Genomic DNA, 18,801 nt, shown 5'->3' on the forward strand with positions numbered 1-18,801 from the left:
ACTCACGTTGGCGCGAGCTTGATGAAAGCTGCGGCCGCAGACTTGACTTTTGATCCATCGGCCGATGGATCGTAGGCATCCTCCCGGATGATCCGCATCGGTGCGGGCGGGGATCCGTATGGGGGACAGGAGCAATTGAATGTCGAATGACGAAGAGATCCAGGACCCGACGGCGGGCATCTTGGCCGACCTTGCGGACCTCAAGGCCCACTCACAGCAGGCAGCCGACGAACACCAGGTCGACGATGATGTGCGGGCAAGACTGGACCGCATTTCCGCTGCCGCGGCGACGCTGCGCGAAGACGACGATGACATGGAACCGGATGCGCAGCCCGATGAACGGGCGCAGCGCGCCGCCGGGATCACACTGCCCGACGCGGATTCCGGTCCTGCCTTCGGGGTGGGTATGTTGAATTTCTCGGCGGCCCCGACCCCACAGCGGGTGGACGAGGAGACGGAGGAAGCCGCTGGAGTGCTCCAGCCGGAGTCCTTCGACGACTACAACCCCTTCTCGTTCTCCGCTGCCCGGGCCCAGACGCCGGAACCGCCGGAGGCACCCGCGCCGACTGTAGCCGACCCTGGACTGCTGTTCCAGGCCCCGCAGGTCGAGCTCGGTGAGCTCGCCGACCCCGATTGGTCGCCGGCGGAGGAGGAAACGGAGCCCGCGGTCGAGACCGACGAGGGCGAGGACGCCGAAAGTGCCGGACAAGACGACGCCGAGGACTCCCTGGGCGCCAAGAAGCGTCGCCGTGGGGGTCGTGGGCGGCGGTCCAAGCGCGATCGCGCCGAGGACGAGAACCAGGGTGAGAATACCGGCGACGGGGACGAGCCCGCCGCCGAACAACACGCGGACAAGGACCCCGCGGAGGCCAAGGAAGGCAAGGGCGATAAGGATTCCAAGGCGGACAAGCCCGCCGACGAGGACAGTGGTTCGGGTCGCCGCCGGCACCGTCGGCGCGAACGCGACCGGAGCGGCGCCTCGGCCCGCAGTGACGAGGTCACCGGTGTCAAGGGCTCGACCCGCCTCGAGGCCAAGCGGCAGCGCCGCCAGGAGGGCAGGGCCGCCGGTCGGCGCCGCCCGCTGATCACGGAGGCCGAGTTCCTGGCCCGACGTGAATCCGTGGAGCGCAAAATGCTGGTGCGTCGGCAGGATGGTCGGACCCAGCTGGTCGTGCTCGAAGACGGTATCGCGGTTGAACACTACCTATCCGAGGACCGGGCCCAGGCATCGCTGATCGGCAATGTCTACCTGGGCAAGGTGCAAAACGTGCTGCCCAGCATGGAGGCGGCATTCATCGACATCGGCAAGGGCCGCAATGCCGTGCTCTACGCCGGTGAGGTGAACTGGGACGCCCTCGGAATGGACGGCAAGCCGCGTCGGATCGAGCTGGCGCTCAAACCCGGTGATTCCGTGCTGGTACAGGTGACCAAGGACCCGATCGGGCACAAGGGGGCCCGCCTGACCGCGCAGATCTCCCTGCCGGGGCGCTTCCTGGTATTCGTACCCGGCAACACGATGACCGGTATCTCGCGCAAACTGCCGGATGTGGAACGCCACCGCCTCAAGAAGCTGCTCAAGGAGATCGTGCCCACCGGTTCCGGTGTCATCGTGCGCACCGCGGCCGAGGGCGCGGCCGAGGAGGAACTGCGCCACGACGTCGAGCGGCTCTCGAAGCGCTGGGAGAAGATCGAGGCGAAGACGACGTCGACCAAGGTGCTGTCGCCTGCGCTGCTCTACAGTGAACCGGACATGATCCTGCGGATCGTCCGCGATGTGTTCAACGAGGACTTCGCCGAACTGGTGGTATCGGGTGACAAGGTCGAGGACGAGATCCACGAGTACGTCGAGACGGTCGCCCCCGATCTGGCCGAACGCCTCAAGCACTATGAGGGCGAGGAGGACATCTTCGCTCACTATCGCGTCGACGAACAGATCGAGAAGGCGCTCAATCGGCTCGTTCATCTGCCCAGCGGCGGATCCCTGGTGATCGACAGGACCGAGGCGATGACGGTCATCGACGTCAACACGGGCAAGTTCACCGGTTCGGGAGGCAACCTCGAGGAGACGGTGACGAAGAACAACCTGGAAGCGGCCGAGGAGGTCATCCGCCAGCTGCGCCTGCGCGACATCGGCGGGATCATCGTCGTCGACTTCATCGACATGGTGCTCGAGGCCAACCGCGACCTGGTGGTCCGCCGGCTGGTGGAGTGCCTCGGCCGCGACCGGACCAAGCACCAGGTCGCGGAGGTCACCTCGCTGGGGCTGGTGCAGATGACCCGCAAGCGCATCGGCACCGGGCTGGCGGAGGGCTTCGCAGCAGCCGGCGAGGACTTCACCGGGCGGGGTCTGATGCTGCCGGGGACCGAACCGGATCCCAATGCCAAGAAGTTCAAGTCCCGCAAGGCCAAGGACGGCCACCACGACAAGAAGCACGAGCGCAAGCAGGCGGAGCCCGCGCCGGAACCCGTGCATGACGAGGTCGAGGCCAGCCGCAGCGCGGAATCGCGCAATGCAATGGCGGCGATCGCCAAGGCGACGATCAAGAAGGCAGAGGACGCGGGCGGGGAACCGGCCGCCCCTGCCGCAGAGGAACCCGCCGCACCGCAGGCGGAGGCGAAGCCCAAGCGGACCCGCCGCTCGCGTAGGAAGAAGGCGGACGAGGCTCCGGCACCGCTGTTCGACGCTCCAGTGTCCGAGTCCACGCCCGCTGCGGATGCGGCACCGGCCGAGCAATCGGCGCCCGTGGTCGAGGCGACGCCCGAGCCGGTCGCGGAACCAGAGCCCGAGCAGCCGAAGGGTCCGGCTCCGCTGATGATCGGCGGGGAGCAGACCACGAAGGTGCAGGTTGCCGAGGCGGCGCCGAAGAGGCCCGTCAAGCGCGCGCCGCGCAAGCAGCCGGTGGCTGCTCCGGAATCCGAGCCCGTCACCACGGGCTTCCTCATCATCGGCCAGGACTGACCGATGCGCCGCCTGCGGTGAGTGACCGCGGTCGCCGCTGGCCCGGCCCGCCCGGACCGTCTACCATGTGGACGGACCGGGCGGGCCGGCCGCATTAGGATGGGACCATGAGTGAAGAGATCCCCGCGGAACTGTTGGCCCTGCGCGCCAGCATCGACAATATCGATGCAGCCCTCATCCACATCCTGGCCGAGCGTTTCCGGCTCACTGAGGCGGTGGGAGAGCTCAAGGCGACGGTTGAGTTGCCTGCGGCCGATCCCGCGCGCGAGGCGCGCCAGGTCGCGCGCCTGCGCAGGCTGGCAGAGGACAGCGATCTGGACCCCGAATTCGCGGAGAAGTTCCTTGCGTTCATCGTCGCGGAGGTCATTCACCGTCATGAGCGCATCGCCGAGGCCAAGCGCGCCGGCTGAGCGCCGGGCAGCTTTCGAATCCGACGTCTGCGTGATACTCGGCACACCTGAAGCCTTTGACTCGGTGTCGGGGGTCCGGCTAAAATAGGATGCTGGTGTGGATAACACCTGGCTGATTTCTGTCTCGTAATGGGGCCGCCCGCCATCTGGTGGACGGGGCCAAGCCAGAGTCGCCGAACAACGAAGTCGTGAGCAGCACCCGGCTGCGCGCAGAGAACGGAAGGGTTCGAACATGGCATACGCTATCGTCCGTGCCGGCGGTCACCAGGAAAAGGTGAGCGTTGGCGACATCATCACAGTCAACCGAGTCAAGGGCGAAGCCGGTGACAAGGTCGAACTCGACCTGGTCCTGCACGTCGACGGTGAGACCGTCACGCACGAGGCCGACAAGCTCGCCAAGATGAAGGCCACCGCTGAGATCGTCGATGAACTTCGCGGTCCCAAGATCGTGATCCAGAAGTACAAGAACAAGACGGGTTACAAGAAGCGTCAGGGCCACCGCCAGGACCTCACCCGCCTGAAGATCACCGACATCAAGTAAGTTTTTCATCCGAGGAGTTAGACACAATGGCACATAAGAAGGGCGCGAGCTCCACTCGCAACGGTCGTGATTCCAACGCACAGCGCCTGGGCGTCAAGCGTTTCGGCGGCCAGACCGTCAAGGCCGGAGAAATCCTGATCCGTCAGCGCGGCACCAAGTTCCACCCCGGTGAGAACGTGGGCCGTGGCGGCGACGACACCCTGTTCGCCCTGTCCGCGGGCACCGTCGAATTCGGCGCGCGCAACGGTCGCAAGATCGTCAACATCAACGCCGCGGGCTGAACAACTCGGCCATAACGGTTTCAGTGTGGGGTGAGTCGCCGCGGGCGTCTCACCCCACACTTCTTTATTCTCCAGCAATCCACGCTGTATCCGCAGCACAACGGAAGTGACAACGGTGGCCACAGAATTCGTCGACCGAGTGACCCTGCACATCTTCGCCGGACGAGGCGGGGACGGGTGCACCTCGATCAAGCGCGAGAAGTTCAAGCCCCTGGGCGGACCCGATGGCGGCAACGGTGGCAACGGCGGTGACATCGTGCTGGTCGTGGATGACCAGACGACGACTCTGCTGCCCTACCACCGCAGCCCACATAAGAAGGCCGAACACGGTGGGATCGGTCGCGGTGGCTTCTACCACGGCACCAACGCCCCCGACCTGGTGCTGCCGGTTCCCGTCGGCACCGTGGTCAAGACCCTGGACGGAGATGTCCTCGCCGACCTGGTGGAGCCGGGCACCCGCTATGTGGCCGCGGCAGGGGGCCACGGGGGACTGGGTAACGCGGCCCTGGCCTCGACCAAGCGCAAGGCCCCGGGGTTCCACCTGCTCGGGGAGCCGGGCGAAGAGGCCGATATCGTCCTCGAGCTCAAGTCCGTGGCCGACGTCGCGCTGATCGGCTTCCCCTCGGCGGGCAAATCCAGCCTGATCGCGGCCCTGTCCGCGGCCCGGCCCAAGATCGCGGACTACCCATTCACCACACTGGTGCCCAATCTGGGCGTGGTGCAGGCAGGCGACGTCCGGTTCACCGTGGCCGACGTGCCCGGACTGATTCCGGGTGCCAGCCAGGGCAAGGGCCTGGGTCTGGAATTCCTGCGCCACGTCGAACGCTGTGCGGCGCTGGTCCACGTCATCGATATGGCGACCTGGGACCCCGAACGCGACCCGGTGGGCGATTTGCAGACCATCGAAGATGAACTGGCGGCGTACTCCGTCGATATCGCAGCCGAGGGATCGGAGCTGCTGCCGCTGACGCAGCGGCCCAAGCTGGTGGCCCTGAACAAGGTGGACGTGCCCGATGGACGGGACATGGCCGATATGGTCCGCGGCGAACTCGAGGCCGCCGGGTGGCGCACCTTCGAAGTGTCGGCCGTGAGCCACCTGGGCCTGCGGGAGCTGTCGTTCGCCATGGCGGAACTGGTCGCCGCCGAGCGCAAGCGCCGCGAGGAGACTGCGCCGGAGCCGGTGCGCACCGTGATCCGACCGATCGCGGTGGATGACAAGGGCTTCGAAGTGCACCGTGAACACACCTCCGACGGCGAGCTGTTCAGGATCCTGGGGGATAAGCCGGAGCGTTGGGTCATCCAGACCGATTTCGCCAATGACGAGGCGGTCGGCTATCTGGGCGACCGCCTGGAGCGCTTGGGCGTGGAGACCGAGCTGTTCCGCGCCGGTGCGATCGCCGGATCCACCGTGGTCATCGGCGAGGGCGACGGCGTCGTCTTCGACTGGGATCCCACGATGGTCGGAGGGGCCGAACTGCTGGGTTCGCGCGGGACCGATCTGCGCGTTGAGGACCACGAGACGGCCAGGGCCTCCCGCCGCGAGCGCAAGGAGGCCTTCCACGAGAGGATGGACGCCAAGGCCGCGGCCCGCGCGGAACTCGAAGGCGAGCGCCAGGAGGATCAGAAGCTGGGCCGGGGCGGCTATACCGCCGATATGAATGGCGCCCGCGACGAGCACGGCGTGCCGATCGTCACGGGGCCGGACACGGACGGGGACGACCGGCTGTGACCCCGGTGGACTACACCGGAGCCAGGCGGGCCATCGCGCAGGCCAAGCGATTGGTCGTCAAGATCGGCTCGTCCTCCCTGACGAGCTTGGCCGGCGGCCTCAACGTCGGTCTGCTCGAGGCATTCGCCCGCAGCGTGGGCCGGGCTGCGGCCACGGGACGCGAGATCATCGTGGTGTCCTCCGGTGCTATCGCCGCGGGCCTGGAGCCGATGGGGCTGGCCGCCCGGCCGAAGGACTTGGCCACGCAACAAGCGGCGGCCGGAGTGGGACAGACCCAGCTGATGAGCGCCTACCGCCGGGTCTTCGACGAATTCGGCACCGTCACGGCCCAGGTGTTGTTGACGACCGACGAACTGATCCGCCGCACGCAGTACCGCAATGCCCAGCGGGCCCTGGACCGGATGCTGGCAATGGGAGTCCAGCCCATCGTCAACGAGAACGACGCGGTGGCCACGCAGGAGATCCGGTTCGGCGATAACGACAGGCTCTCCGCACTGGTTGCTCAGCTGGCCCATGCGGATGCGCTCGTCATGCTCTCGGACGTCGACGCCCTCTACACCGCACCGCCGGAGGTCCCGGGCTCGGCCCGGGTGCCATTCGTTGCCGATGCCGCAGCGACCTCCGGTCTGCGGATCGGGGGAACGGGGCGTGCGGGCGTCGGATCGGGCGGAATGACCTCGAAGGTGCGGGCTGCGACCATGGTCGCGGACTCCGGTATCCCCACAGTGCTCACCAGCGCTGCCAACCTCGAGGGGGCGCTGACCGGAGCCGACTTGGGAACCTATTTCGGTGTGACCCACAAGCGACGCCAGACGCGGCTGTTGTGGCTGGCGCACCTGGCCGACACCCACGGGTCCGTGCGAGTCGACGCGGGCGCGGCAAAGGCCCTGCACAATGGTTCCTCGCTGCTGGCGGCCGGTGTTACAGACGTCGACGGGGCCTTCGAAGCGGGTGACCCGATTGACATCGTCGGGCCTCGCGGACAGTTGTTGGCCCGCGGTATGGTGAACTTCGCCGCGGTGGAACTGCCGCGGATGTACGGCATGTCCACAGACGAACTGGGCCAGGCGTATGGGGGCGATTACCGCAAGGAGGTCGTGCACCGCAACGATCTGGTCCTGACCGACGCAGTGTTCTAGACGAAGGGGATGCGATGACTTCAACCCAGGCGGAGATTCATCCGAAGACCGTGCGCGCGGTGACTCGGGTGGTCGCCGCGGCCAAAGCGGTCGCCCCGGTGCTCGCCGGAACCTCGGCGAAGGTGCGCGATGCCGCATTGGAGGCGATCGCGGTCAACCTCGAGGAACACACCGAGGATCTGCTGGCGGCCAACGCCGAGGACCTGGTCATGGCCAGGGGCAAGGAGATTCCGCAGTCGTCGCTGGACCGGTTGGCACTCGACGAACAGCGGATCGCCAACATCGTCGACTCGGTGCGCACCGTGGCGGCGCTGCCCGATCCGGTGGGAGAACTGGTGGAGGGCCGGACCCTGACCAATGGAATCCAGCTCTATCAGGAGCGGGTTCCGTTGGGGCTGGTGGCCGCGATCTACGAGGCCAGGCCCAACGTCACGGTCGATATCGCCGCACTCGCCCTGAAATCTGGGAACACGGCAGTGCTGCGCGGGGGCAATCTTGCGAAGTCGTCCAATTCCCTGCTGCTCGAACTCATGCGTCAGGCGATCGTTGCGGTGGGTCTGCCGAAGGAGGCGCTGTCCTCGGTCGATGAATGGGGCAGGGACGGCGCCAGGGTGTTGATGACGGCACGCGACTACGTCGATCTGCTGATTCCCCGTGGCGGTGCCGAGTTGATTTCCACTGTCGTGCGCGAATCGATCGTGCCGGTCATCGAAACCGGGGTCGGAAACGTCCACATATTCGTTGACCAGTCGGCACCTGTGCGCATGGCCACGAACATCGTCGTCAACTCGAAGACGCAACGGCCGGGCGTGTGCAATTCGGTCGAGGCCCTGCTCGTCCACGAGAAGGCGGCGAAGCGCGTGCTGCCCAAGCTCCTGGGCGCGCTGAGTGAACGCGGAGTCGTCGTCCACGCGGGGCCCGATGTCGCCGAGCTGGCTCCGGACGGGGTCGCGATCCGCAGGGTTGCACGGCGGGACTGGGCCAAGGAGTACCTGGGGCTGGAGATCGCGGTGAAGATTGTAGCGGGGCTGGATGAGGCGATCGAACACATCCGGTCGTATTCCTCGGGACACACCGAGGTCATCGTCACCAACGATATGGCCAATGCCGACGCTTTCGTCTCCGCGGTCGACGCCGCCGCAGTGGGAGTCAATGTCTCCACCCGCTTCACCGATGGAGAGGAGTTCGGACTGGGAGCCGAACTGGGGATCTCGACCCAGAAGCTGCACGCGCGCGGGCCAATGGGCCTGCGCGCCCTGACGACTGTGAAATGGGTCATGCGCGGTTCCGGCCAAGTCCGCGAGTGACACCCGCCCCGGCGTTCGTAATCTCGTCGGTGACACAATAAGATCGATATGAAGCCCGCACCGTGCGGGCGACCGTAACCGAAAGAGGAGCCCCACGTGAAGACCGCGATCCTGCTGGCAGCAGCCGAACACAGTGAACACGCCGTCGAATTGCCCGTGTCCCCGTATGTCTATGCCGGTGTAGCCGCCGCTGTTTTCCTGCTGAGCCTGTTTGTGACGATGTCGTGGAAGGGCATCTCGTACCGTCACTGATATGACAGACAGGAAACGCCGGATCGGGGTGATGGGCGGGACGTTCGATCCGATCCACAACGGACACCTCGTGGCCGCCAGCGAAGTCCAGGCAAGATTCGACCTGGACGAGGTCGTTTTCGTGCCCACCGGCCATCCGTGGCAGAAGGCGGACCGCAATGTGACCGACTCGGAACATCGGTATCTCATGACGGTGATCGCCACCGCCTCGAACCCGCGTTTCACGGTGTCACGCGTCGACATCGAGCGGCCCGGCCAGACGTATACCATCGACACCCTGCGCGATCTGCGCTGTGTCTACGGGGACGATGCCGAACTGTTCTTCATTACCGGAGCGGACGCCCTGGCGCAGATCCTGACCTGGAAGAACGTGGAGGCGTTGTTCGAACTGGCCAATTTCGTCGGGGTGAGCAGGCCGGGTCATGAACTCGACGGTCATGGTCTGCCCAGCGAACGATTGAGCCTGCTGCAGATCCCGGCGCTGTCCATCTCGTCGACGGACTGTCGAGACCGGGTGGAGGCGGGACTGCCGGTCTGGTACCTGGTGCCCGACGGGGTGGTACAGCACATCGCCAAACACAATCTGTACAACAGGAGTACCCATGGCTGAGCAGTTCTTGACGCGCCGGGAACGACGCGAAGCAGAGCGTCGGGCCGCTGAGGCCGAGTTCGACGCCACACACGGGGACTCGACGGCAGGCGTCGCCGAGGCCCCAGGCGGGACATCGGTCCCTCCCTCGGCAGCCCGACCCCTGGTGAGCCATGAGGAGGCGAAGCCCACGGCCCCCGCCGAGCCTCCGGCTGCCATGCCCGGGGACACTCCGACCGGCCGTGCCGAGTTCGTATCGCCGGCAGCATCCGCCGCGCCCGCAGCTCCGGCTGACCCTGCAGAACCCGCGGTACCCGCCGAGGAACCGGTGTTCGCCAGCCGCGCGGAGCGACGCCGCTATCTGCGCGAGCACGGATTGGCCGAGGATCCGAGTGATGTCGCAACCGGCGACCTCCCGCCGGTGAACACCCTGCGGCCCATCGCCACGCATGCCGATGCACCGGTCGATCCGGCGCCTCGTACGGCGCAGGCCCCTGGTCCGAAGGGGAAGGCGGCAACACCTGCCGCAGCCCCCGTCGACAAGTCGGCCGAGCCCGCGCAACCGGCGAAGCCGAGCGGCCGGGACGAGCCGGCCACGCCCAAGCAACAGGCCAAGCCGAAGCCATCGGTCAAGCCGGCCGAACCCACCGCGTCCAAACCCGCTCAGCCGGTTATCCCTCCAGAATCGAAGGCGGTTCCCGCCGCGGCTGCGAAGGCCCCGGTGGACGAACCGAAGGCGGAGACTTCAAAGCCGGCACCGAAACCCGCGGCGCAGCCGGAGCCGGCACGCCCCGAGCCCGACCCGGCTCCCACGCCGAAACCAGCACCCAAACCGGCGCAGCAGGCGCCGGATCCGGTGGAGAAGGCGAGCGAGCCGGAGGCCTCGGCTGCCGGTCGTCCGTCAGAAGAGCCGGCACCGAAGAAGGCGCAGACCGCCGCCGGAATGGACCGCGGACCGCGCAAACCGCGCAGAGCACCCGTCGTCGCTCCTCCCTCATCTCAAGCGATCAAGGTAGTCTCGGGCGACGAGAAGAACACAGCCGGTGAGCCGGGAGAGCTGCGCGACCTGGGCTCGCATCCGCAGACGATGCCGATTGAGACGGTACGCGCAGCCCAGCATTCCGACGACGAGGCCGAGATCACGGACGAGGTCTGGCCGGAAGACGCACCCGCCGGTTCGATTCCCGGCACTCCCATGCGGGCCTCGGATGTCACACATGCCGATGGTGAGGTCCTGATGGGCGAACACTTCAGCTGGACACCGTTCATCTTCCTCGGCGCGGCCCTGGTCGTCGCGATCGCTCTCATCGTGGTGGCCCTGACCATGCTCTTCTAACCCGTAAACCGCCGGACCCAGACCGGGTATCGGAACCGAATGACTCTACAACCGGAAGGTATCGCGTGACCGCGACCGAAAACGCCCTGGAACTGACGCATATCGCAGCCAGGGCAGCTGCCGACAAGCTCGCCACCGAAATCGTGGCCATCGACGTCAGCGACCAGCTCTACATCACAGATGTTTTCCTCATCGCCTCGGCCGACAACGACAGGCAGGTCAACGCCGTGGTCGATGGGATCGAGGAAGCGCTGCTGAAGGAATGCCGGCAGCGTGCGCGCCTGCGCGAGGGCAAGGGCGAGGGACACTGGGTGCTGTTGGACTTCGGCGACCTGATCGTCCACGTCTTCGCTGCCGAGGATAGGGAGTTCTATGGCCTGGAGAACCTGTGGAAGGACTGCCCGACGATCGACGTCACCGCCGATCTGGGGCTACCGCAGACTAAAGCGGACGATCATGCCTAAGCGTGTGTTCCTGGTCCGTCACGGGCAGACCGCATATAATCTCCAGCGTCGCTTCCAGGGCCAGGCGGATATCCCGCTGGACGCGACGGGCCGGGGCCAGGCCCAAGCCGTCGCGACCCATCTGGCGGGGCGCGGTATCACCCGCCTATTCAGCTCCGATCTGTCCCGCGCTCATGAGACCGCCCGGGCGATCGGCGGGGCCATCGGGTTGGAGCCGGTGACCGATGCAGGTCTGCGTGAGGTGGGAGTGGGCGATTGGGAGGGCCTGACCCGCGATGAGATCGCGCCGCGCTGGCCTGCGGAATTCGCGCTGTGGAACGCCGGGCGCGACGTTCGACCGCCGCGTGGGGAATCCCTGCAGGAGGCGGGCAGCCGTGTCTACTCGACGGTTGGGACCCTGCTCAAGACCTGCGCCGATGACGATGTGGTGGCGATCGTGGCTCACGGCGCGGTGATTCGCGGCGCCACCCAGATGTTCCTGGGACTGGACTCCGACGGACCCCTGGGGCAGTTAGGCGCCTTGAAGAACTGCAATTATGCATCCCTGCAGTACCGTTCCGAGCACTGGTACTTAGACGCCTGGGGCTGGTCGGTCGACTGAGCGGCCGGGGTTCAGGCGCGCCTACTGCGCCAGGCTGCGATCTCTTCTTCGACCCGACGCATCGGGGTGACGACCAGATGCCCGGTGTGCGGATCGAGCCCTGCATCGCGGACCCTCCGGTTGAAGTCCTCGAGCAGCTTGCGGACCTCGTCTTCGTCGTCGACCGCGTCGAGCCTGCCGCGAAGATCGGCGGCCTCCTGACGCAGAGTGAGTGCGGCGGGGCCGACGCCACGGATGTCCTCGTCGGCGAGCTTTCCCTTGATCCACCAGTCCGGGTCACGACGCCCGTCGAGGCCGGGCAACGGCTTTCCGAGTCCGGGCAGGTCATCGAATTCTCCACGGGCGATGGCCTGCTCCACTGCGCTGTTGACCATGGCGGACTTCCAGATCTCGACCTGGCTGGGAGCGGACGGACCACGTCGGGCGGAGTCGTCAGGATCCCCACTGACATCGGGAGTCGCACCGGCCCCCGATGCCCCACGGACGCTCTCTATCCTTCTGCGGCGTTCGGAGTCGCGCTTGACCATATTCCCACTTCCAGTTCGATACTCGAGAGCTGCCGGGTTCGGAGCCGGCTGCGGCCGGAATCCGAAGATGCCGTTACTCCCATTATCCGTTCGTGAGCTCGCGCGCCAGGTCTAGCAGTCGTCGGGCCGATTCCTCCCAGGAGAAGGTGGCAGCCTGCCCCGGCGCCAGTTGCGAGAGCCGTAACCAGGTTTCGGCATCGGCCAGGCGTCTGGCGCCGGCGGCCAGGGACCGGGGCGAGTCCGGGTCGAAGTAGACGCCGGCCGGACCGGCGATCTCACGGAAGATCGGCAGTTCGCTCAACAGCACGGGTAGTCCTCGGCTCAGCGCCTCGACCACCGGCAGGCCGAAACCCTCGGCGCGGGAGGCGCTGACGAGCGCCGTGGCGGAATCGAGCAGCCGATGGTATTCCTCATCGCTGACCCCGTGGTGGAACTCGATGTGGGCAGCGGGGCCGGCCAGGCGGGCCAACTCGGCCTCCCGGACCGGGGAGATCTTCGACGTCAGGTGCAATGTCCAGCCCGGCAACAAGGGCATCGCCATGGCGATGGTCTCGACGTTCTTGTACGGCATGAAGGCGCCCATGTAGACCAATGACCTGGCCGTATCACCCTGGGCCCGCTGTGGCAGGGCGGCCGGGGGAGTGGCGGCATTGCCGATCACGTGGACCGGTTTACGCGTCAGCCGGTGCTCCGCGATGAGTTCGGCGGTGGTTCGGCTGACCGTGGCCACGGCATCTGCCCGGTTGAGCAGGACGCGTTGTGGCCAATACGCCTTGTGATACAGGCGCCAGGCGCCGCGCACCACGGCCGGCAGATCCCGTGGGGGAGTCGGGTGGTCGTAGTAGATGAGGTCGTGCAGGGTCAGGATCAGCTTGTAGTGCCGCCCGGTGGACCCCATCACCTGCATGGTCGAGAACACGACGTCCGCGCCCAGTTGGTTGAGCCGGCGCGCGATGAAGGGCTCGGCCGGGCTGATCGGATCGTTCAACAGCACGTAGGGGGTCTGCGGCAGCATGGCCAGCTGGGCGGGATCGTTGATGATCGCCGTGACCTCCACGTCGGTGCCGCGGGTCAGATCCAGCAGGGCGCGCAGCAGTTCGGCGCCGTACCGGGAGATCCCATCGTGCCGGTCCGTGCGCGTGAAGCGGGAGTCGAAGAACAGTCTCATGCCACGAACGCCTCGATTCCTTCGGCCGCGGTCTCAGGGGCCTCGTAGTGGATCAGATGGCCCACCCCGTCGACGATCGTGGCCGAGGCGGCGGGCAGGGAGGCGATGAACGCCTCGGTGGCGGGCAGCGGCGCGATCTGGTCGGCCGAGCCGGCGATCACCGCCACCGGCATGGTCAGGGCATCCGCGGCCTCGGCCACGGTGTGCGAGATCGACACGTCGTAGGCGCGCGCCAGCGTGCGGCGGTCGGCGAAGGCGGAGAAATAGCGGGCATGCTGGTCGTGGATGTAGCGACGCAGCCCCGGGTCGTCTGTGGTGGCCATGACCTCGCTCATCACGCGCACGATCAGCGGACTCGACAGCAGGGCTCGGGCGGCTCCCGCGGGCAGGGCGGCTCCCGCCCGGTAATAGGCGACGGTCGCGCGGGTCAGCAGACTGGCGGGACCGGCCAGCGGGTCCGAGGCGATCGGATTGATCAGCACCAGACGATCGGGGGCACTCCCCGCATTCGCCCTGGCGGCGGCCCAGTGGGCGGCCAGAATCGAGCCGAAGGAATGCCCGACCACCACGGGCGGCGCTCCGTACTCTTCGGCCACCGCACTGTGCAGGCCGTCGAGGCACTCCAGATAGGAATCCAGATCCAGTTCGCCCTCCGGGGCGGGGGTGCTGCCGAACCCTGGCAGGTCGGGGACGATGACCGGCCGGTGTCGCAGGTAGTGGGCGATGAGATCCATCCCGTGGTGATCGCCGCGGAATCCGTGGATCAGGAGGACCGGACGGGCGCCTGAGCGGTCTCGGTGATGATGCCAGGTGGCCACCTGGAGCGGGGCACCGTTGACTGCGATGGTCAGATCGTGGCGCATTGAATCGATGAAATCCATATGGCTCCATCCTACGTGGGCCCAGGCGGCCGGTAGCGTTACCGGGTGAGGGGTAGACCGTCGATGAGTTCCTCAATGGCGAGCACATCGCGCGGAATGAACTCCGCGATGGTCAGTCCGACTATATCGGCGACTTCTGCGATATCGCCGATCACACGGCGGATCTGGGCTCGATTGAGCCCGTCGGGAACTTGCCCGAGGCCTAGGACGGCTTCAGCGGAGTCGACTGTGTCGACGTCGAGGTGGACGGCCACCTTGCCGGCTCCGGTACTCGCGAGCCAGTCGAGCAGGCCGGAGCTGGTCTTGCGAAGATCGGTGGGGGTGAATGCCCGCAGTCCCCACTGGTCGACGTGAGCATATGCGTCCGGGACCCAGTCGTGCAGCCCTACGAGCGCAAGACGGGAGGAATCGACGTGGGCGGGTAGCCGGTTGAGGATTTCCCCGTCGCCGTGTCCAGTCAGCGCGCTGACGGCCATAGCGTGGAAACCGTCGTAACCGGTATCCGGTGTATCGGTGTCGGGATGGGAGTCGATCCAGATGACGGCAAGATCGTCTTCGTACTTGTGAGCCAGCTCAGCGAATGGGGCTACGCTGACCGAGCACTCGCCGCCAAGGGTGAGCACGCGGTCGAAGTCATGGCGGGCAAGCGCACGCTGCGCGGCTGCCAAGGATGCGAGGATGGCCGAACGCGATTCGACGCCTCCGGTCGAGCCTTCGTCCGGGTTTCCACCATCGACGGGGACGACCTCGGTCGGTCCTGGATGATCGGGAAGGATCGCCTGGAGCACACGGGTACCGAGAGCATATGAGCGCCGTGCGCGGTCTATGGGCACCTCCGGCAGTAGCTCTGCGACGGTGTGGGTTAAAGGCCAAAATGTGTGTACAGGATATGGCGCTTGCCCAGTAGACAGACGGGCAAGACCGGGCCGAACATGGTCTGCAAGCATGTTCAGTGCCCAATCCAAGGAATCACCCCCACTGTGGTGTATGCGCAAACAAGCTCGTCAAAAACGGCAAGACCACCGCCGGGCGGACACGCTGGCGCTGCAAACACTGCGGCGCCTCGGCCACCCAGTCACGCATCGACATCACACGCAAGGCCGAGTTCACCGACTTCCTCACCTGGCTGACCGGCACCACACGACAAGGCGGCACCACCGAATCCGGCCGGACATTCCGCCACCGTGTGGCCTGGTGCTGGAACGTGCGCCCAACGATCACACCGACCGGGGAAACCCACGACCAGATCATGCTCGACGGCACGTACTTCAACGGCTGGTGTGTTCTCATCGCCCACACCGGTAGCCACGTCATCGACTGGCAATGGTGCGACCAGGAGAAGACCGCCTCCTGGACCGCACTCATCGAACGCATCCCGGCACCGGTCACCGCGATCGTCGACGGCAACGGGCCACTGACCTCGACGATCAAACGCCTCTGGCCGAACACGCGCATCCAACGCTGCCACTTCCACATCCGCCAAGCCGCGCACAAACACCTCACCCGGCATCCCAGCCTGCCGGCGAACAAGGAACTCCTCGGCCTGTACAAGACCCTGAGCCGCGTCACCACGCTGGAACAAGCCGCTACCTGGAGTGCCGAGTTCGCCACGTGGGAAGCACACTGGGAAACGTTCCTCAAACACCGCACCCGCGCGAAATCGGGAGCGAGCCGGCCGGCTCACGTCGGAGCGAACCAGTCTTGGTGGTACACCCACATCCGTACCCGCAGAGCCCACAAGCTGCTGGCCAACCTGATCCGCGCCGACCAGTTATTCACCTGGCTGAAACTCGCCGAAGACGACTACACGATCGCGAAGACGACGAACGCGTTAGAAGGCGGACCGAACAAGGCGATCAAAGACTTCCTACGCCACCACCGTGGCATGTCGATCGACCATGCCAGGCGCGGAGTCGACTGGCTGCTTTACCGGCGCACACAAGCACCTGAAGACCCCTGGATGCTCGTCACACCAGCCCACTGGAGGACCAAAACGACCCGGACAACTGTCAAGCCCGAGACCGGGCGCGAGGAAACCAACCTGCTCTACGGCACCGCCTTCAGCCCCGAAGACGGCAACGGAATCCAACACGGATGGGGTGGAAGAAGACGCTAGACACGCCGACGCTGTACACACATTCTTGCCGCTAACCCGACGGTGTCACGGCCGGCTCCTTGCCATTGAGGCCACACCAATCGCAGTGTTCGTGCATCGGTGACGTTCTGATCGATCATGGGGAGGCTTCCTCTTCTTCGCACGGAAATCCCGCAAGATAAACTGAAAACGTCCTGCCGCATGGCAGGACGTTTTCAGTCTAGTCACCTTCGGTGGAGGTAAGGGGATTCGAACCCCTGACCTTCTCCATGCCATGGAGACGCGCTACCAACTGCGCCATACCCCCGAAGAGTCTGTATTCGATTGTCCGGATGCCCTGACCACAGATGGATGCGATCGGGCCTTCCGTGGAGGTAAGGGGATTCGAACCCCTGACCTTCTCCATGCCATGGAGACGCGCTACCAACTGCGCCATACCCCCGAAAGGATCACCCGATTGTTCGGGCAACGAGGTCAACTTTAGACCAGCGTGGGCGCCTTTGCCAAGTCGAGCCGGCCGATTACCCGAATTACGTGAGAAGTATCATAATCCGACCCCCGGTGTAGGGGTGGCTGGCCGGCTCAATGGGCCACGATCAGAATGACCGCCCCCAGAATCGTCAGGCCGCACAGGGTGAAACAGGCGTAGGCCCCGGTCAGTCTGGCGCGCTTCTGCAGATGTGTCAGCGGATTGCGCTTGGCAGCCTTCGCAGCTTTCTTCTCCGCCTTCCTGATCTGCTTGGGGGTCAGCTTGGTGATCGCATCGGGGAAGTCGACGGGGTGGACCACCGGCGGACGGCCGCCCTCGACCAGTAGGCGCAATCCCAAGCCGTAGAAGAAGACCAGCATGCTCGCCCCCACCAGGGCAGCACACAGGACGAGGATGAAATCGATCCAGGCGATGTGCATCAGGCGCCCTCTTTCTCGTCAGCGTGAGCGGCCTGCACGTTACGCGAGGCGGCTTTCCTCGCCGCCTTGGCCTCGGCCCGTCTGCGCGCGGCACGTGCCTGGCGCGGAGTGGGCGGCAGCTGGTGCGGGACCTTCACCGCATGGCCGGACTCCGCCACATCGCTCTTCATCGCATCGGCCGGGTGGCCCTTCTGGCGTTTGGAGATCAGGAACATCCCCAGGACGACGATGGCGGCGAGGACGAACGCCACCAGGACTCCCCAGTGGCCCATGCCCACGACGATCAGCGCGACCAGGGCTCCTACGATCGCGGCAGCCGGCAGGGTCAGTACCCAGCCGACGATGATCTTGCCGGCCGTCGACCAGCGGACCTCGGCACCTCGGCGTCCCAGGCCCGAACCGATCACGGAACCCGAGGCGACCTGGGTGGTCGACAGGGGGAAGCCCAGGGCGCTGGAGGCCAGGATGGTCGCCGAAGTCGAGGACTCCGCTGCGAAGCCCTGTGCCGGCTTGACCTCGACCAGGCCCTTGCCCAGAGTGTGGATGATGCGCCAACCGCCCAGATAGGTGCCCAGGGCGATCGCCGAGGCGCAGGACACGACCACCCAGATGTGTGGCTCATGGTGGGCAGGTGACTGCCAGCCCACCGCGATGAACACCAGAGTGATGATGCCCATCGTCTTCTGCGCATCGTTCGTGCCGTGGGCCAGGGCGACCAGCGACGAGGTCAGGATCTGACCGACTCGGAACCCATCACGACCATCGGGCTTGTTGTCGTAGCGGCGAGTGATCTGGTAGGCGATCTTCGTAGCGACGAAGGCGACGATGCCGGCGATCACAGGGGAGAGCAGGGCCGGCAGGACGATCTTCTGCACGACCATCGCGAAGTTGATCCCGGCGGCCCCGAAGCCCACCAGGGTTGCCCCGATGAGTCCTCCGAACAGGGCATGGGATGAGGACGAGGGAAGGCCGAACAGCCAGGTGAGCATATTCCAGCAAATGGCGCCGATGAGTCCGGCGAAGATCAGCTCGGGTAGGAGTCCCGCGCCTATCTGGTCCTCTTTGATGATGCCGCCGGACACCGTTTTGGAGACCTCCGTGGACAGGAATGCGCCCACCAGGTTGAGGACCGCGCACAGGGTGACGGCGACCTTGGGCTTGAGCGCTCCCGTCGCGATGGGTGTGGCCATCGCATTGGCCGTATCGTGGAATCCGTTAGTGAAATCGAAGAACAGCGCTAAGACGATGACCAGGATGACGACCAGAACTATGAAATCCACGGGCGTCCTTCGTGCTGGGGTCCCAGACTCCACTGGGTCGCGTCGACCGTTCGACGGACTCCGGGCCTGGCGCGGTGCGCGCGGGCCCGGCTGCTACAACCGGCGTTCACCATACGTTCATTCTAAACGCATGGAATTGTCCGATTCGGCAGGCCGCTGATCCCCACCCGAAGCCGCGGCGATGATATTCTTCACAGCTCGGTCCGTGATGCTCCTATAGGTTGTCAAGCCCGGTCGTGATCATGGTGGTGGTGATCGACCATGGCGAGGTGGCCTACGCGGCGAGCAGGTATTCACGGTAGGCGATGACGAAGTCATCGTCTCGGCGTTTAC

General features: G+C 65.8%; 19 protein-coding genes and 2 tRNA genes. 13 read left to right on the top strand and 8 right to left on the bottom strand.

The genetic code is table 11. The features are described from left to right. Nucleotides 1-139: 139 nt before the first annotated feature. The 12 genes from NQ034_RS04705 (at nucleotide 140) to NQ034_RS04760 (ending at nucleotide 11,608) form a co-directional block, all read left to right on the top strand. The gene (locus NQ034_RS04705; RefSeq protein WP_257047296.1) at nucleotides 140-2,959 is read left to right on the top strand and encodes an Rne/Rng family ribonuclease; all 2,820 of its coding nucleotides are present in this window, start codon (nucleotides 140-142) and stop codon (nucleotides 2,957-2,959) included. Between the two features lie 107 nt (nucleotides 2,960-3,066). Continuing rightward, complete coding sequence (locus tag NQ034_RS04710; RefSeq protein WP_257047297.1) at nucleotides 3,067-3,369, top strand: chorismate mutase; 303 nt, start codon at nucleotides 3,067-3,069, stop codon at nucleotides 3,367-3,369. Nucleotides 3,370-3,601: 232 nt separating this feature from the next. Further along, a complete protein-coding gene (gene rplU, locus NQ034_RS04715) occupies nucleotides 3,602-3,910 on the top strand; it encodes a 50S ribosomal protein L21 (protein ID WP_257047298.1) in 309 nt (102 codons plus the stop codon). Between the two features lie 26 nt (nucleotides 3,911-3,936). Beyond that, complete coding sequence (rpmA, locus tag NQ034_RS04720; protein ID WP_257047299.1) at nucleotides 3,937-4,191, top strand: 50S ribosomal protein L27; 255 nt, start codon at nucleotides 3,937-3,939, stop codon at nucleotides 4,189-4,191. Between the two features lie 115 nt (nucleotides 4,192-4,306). Then, the gene (obgE, locus tag NQ034_RS04725) at nucleotides 4,307-5,920 is read left to right on the top strand and encodes a GTPase ObgE (RefSeq protein ID WP_257047300.1); all 1,614 of its coding nucleotides are present in this window, start codon (nucleotides 4,307-4,309) and stop codon (nucleotides 5,918-5,920) included. Next, nucleotides 5,917-7,059, top strand: coding sequence for a glutamate 5-kinase (gene proB, locus NQ034_RS04730; RefSeq protein ID WP_257047301.1), 1,143 nt, complete (start codon nucleotides 5,917-5,919; stop codon nucleotides 7,057-7,059). The genes obgE and proB overlap by 4 nt, the downstream gene beginning before the upstream one ends. Before the next feature lie 14 nt (nucleotides 7,060-7,073). After that, nucleotides 7,074-8,366: a glutamate-5-semialdehyde dehydrogenase gene (locus NQ034_RS04735; protein ID WP_257047302.1), complete on the top strand. Its 1,293-nt coding sequence runs from the start codon at nucleotides 7,074-7,076 to the stop codon at nucleotides 8,364-8,366. 96 nt (nucleotides 8,367-8,462) lie between these two features. Further along, nucleotides 8,463-8,618: a hypothetical protein gene (locus NQ034_RS04740; protein ID WP_257047303.1), complete on the top strand. Its 156-nt coding sequence runs from the start codon at nucleotides 8,463-8,465 to the stop codon at nucleotides 8,616-8,618. A gap of 1 nt (nucleotide 8,619) precedes the next feature. Then, on the top strand, nucleotides 8,620-9,228 hold the full coding sequence (gene nadD, locus NQ034_RS04745; RefSeq protein ID WP_257047304.1) for a nicotinate-nucleotide adenylyltransferase: 609 nt from the start codon (nucleotides 8,620-8,622) through the stop codon (nucleotides 9,226-9,228). Next, complete coding sequence (locus NQ034_RS04750; protein ID WP_257047306.1) at nucleotides 9,221-10,543, top strand: hypothetical protein; 1,323 nt, start codon at nucleotides 9,221-9,223, stop codon at nucleotides 10,541-10,543. Before nadD ends, NQ034_RS04750 begins: the two co-directional genes overlap by 8 nt. A 65-nt stretch (nucleotides 10,544-10,608) precedes the next feature. Further along, nucleotides 10,609-11,007, top strand: coding sequence for a ribosome silencing factor (gene rsfS, locus NQ034_RS04755; protein WP_257047307.1), 399 nt, complete (start codon nucleotides 10,609-10,611; stop codon nucleotides 11,005-11,007). Then, nucleotides 11,000-11,608 (top strand): histidine phosphatase family protein, encoded by a 609-nt coding sequence (locus tag NQ034_RS04760; protein WP_257047308.1) that lies wholly within the window; start codon nucleotides 11,000-11,002, stop codon nucleotides 11,606-11,608. The genes rsfS and NQ034_RS04760 overlap by 8 nt, the downstream gene beginning before the upstream one ends. An 11-nt stretch (nucleotides 11,609-11,619) precedes the next feature. On the opposite strand, the gene NQ034_RS04765 is transcribed toward NQ034_RS04760, so the two are convergent. The 4 genes from NQ034_RS04765 to NQ034_RS04780 all read right to left on the bottom strand — a co-directional run bounded on the left by NQ034_RS04765 (nucleotide 11,620) and on the right by NQ034_RS04780 (nucleotide 14,972). Next, complete coding sequence (locus tag NQ034_RS04765) at nucleotides 11,620-12,135, bottom strand: DnaJ family domain-containing protein (protein WP_257047309.1); 516 nt, start codon at nucleotides 12,133-12,135, stop codon at nucleotides 11,620-11,622. A gap of 82 nt (nucleotides 12,136-12,217) precedes the next feature. Beyond that, nucleotides 12,218-13,303, bottom strand: a complete 1,086-nt coding sequence (locus tag NQ034_RS04770; RefSeq protein ID WP_257047310.1) for a glycosyltransferase family 4 protein — start codon at nucleotides 13,301-13,303, stop codon at nucleotides 12,218-12,220. Continuing rightward, nucleotides 13,300-14,184, bottom strand: a complete 885-nt coding sequence (locus tag NQ034_RS04775) for an alpha/beta fold hydrolase (protein ID WP_257047312.1) — start codon at nucleotides 14,182-14,184, stop codon at nucleotides 13,300-13,302. The genes NQ034_RS04770 and NQ034_RS04775 overlap by 4 nt, the downstream gene beginning before the upstream one ends. A gap of 38 nt (nucleotides 14,185-14,222) precedes the next feature. After that, entirely contained in the window at nucleotides 14,223-14,972 is a 750-nt protein-coding gene (locus tag NQ034_RS04780; protein WP_257047313.1) for an arginase family protein, read from the bottom strand. A gap of 164 nt (nucleotides 14,973-15,136) precedes the next feature. Between NQ034_RS04780 and NQ034_RS04785 the strand changes: the two genes are divergently transcribed. Beyond that, nucleotides 15,137-16,300 (top strand): IS1249 family transposase, encoded by a 1,164-nt coding sequence (locus NQ034_RS04785; RefSeq protein ID WP_257047317.1) that lies wholly within the window; start codon nucleotides 15,137-15,139, stop codon nucleotides 16,298-16,300. A 213-nt stretch (nucleotides 16,301-16,513) separates the two neighbouring features. On the opposite strand, the gene NQ034_RS04790 is transcribed toward NQ034_RS04785, so the two are convergent. The 4 genes from NQ034_RS04790 to NQ034_RS04805 form a co-directional block, all read right to left on the bottom strand. After that, nucleotides 16,514-16,586, bottom strand: a tRNA-Ala gene (locus tag NQ034_RS04790). Nucleotides 16,587-16,648: 62 nt separating this feature from the next. Beyond that, nucleotides 16,649-16,721: transfer RNA gene (locus NQ034_RS04795), tRNA-Ala, on the bottom strand. Between the two features lie 140 nt (nucleotides 16,722-16,861). Continuing rightward, nucleotides 16,862-17,188, bottom strand: coding sequence for a peptidase (locus NQ034_RS04800; RefSeq protein ID WP_257047319.1), 327 nt, complete (start codon nucleotides 17,186-17,188; stop codon nucleotides 16,862-16,864). Further along, complete coding sequence (locus NQ034_RS04805) at nucleotides 17,188-18,468, bottom strand: inorganic phosphate transporter (protein WP_257047320.1); 1,281 nt, start codon at nucleotides 18,466-18,468, stop codon at nucleotides 17,188-17,190. Before NQ034_RS04805 ends, NQ034_RS04800 begins: the two co-directional genes overlap by 1 nt. Nucleotides 18,469-18,801 lie beyond the last annotated feature (333 nt).

Origin of the sequence: Brevibacterium moorei, assembly GCF_024580735.1 — a bacterium.
GTDB classification, from domain to species: Bacteria; Actinomycetota; Actinomycetes; order Actinomycetales; family Brevibacteriaceae; genus Brevibacterium; species Brevibacterium moorei.